This window comes from Paenibacillus xylanexedens, assembly GCF_007676705.1.
Classification (GTDB): Bacteria; Bacillota; Bacilli; order Paenibacillales; family Paenibacillaceae; genus Paenibacillus; species Paenibacillus xylanexedens_C.
Window position 1 is genome coordinate 1 of sequence record NZ_VEBF01000734.1, and the last position, 231, is coordinate 231.

At 51.5% G+C, this 231-nt stretch carries 1 pseudogene; it reads right to left on the reverse strand.

From position 1 onward, the window contains the following. Window positions 1–46: 46 nt before the first annotated feature. Window positions 47–231: pseudogene (locus FS628_RS31790) on the reverse strand (hypothetical protein); the annotation flags it as partial.

Here is a 231-nt window from a genome sequence, read left to right on the forward strand (position 1 = left end):
CACCCCATCACCAATTCATTCAACTCACATTAACCCACCCCTCGAATTACACCAGCACCCACACCTTCAACCTCACTTCCTCACCCCCACCTACATCCTTCCAATCCCTAATCACCCACTTCCACCCAAGCCCCTTCCCCACCACCTCTCCCTCTTCCTCTTTCAATTCTAATCCCCTTACTACACCTTCACCTACCCTCAACTCTTTCTCCCCCTCTACCTTAAACCCCT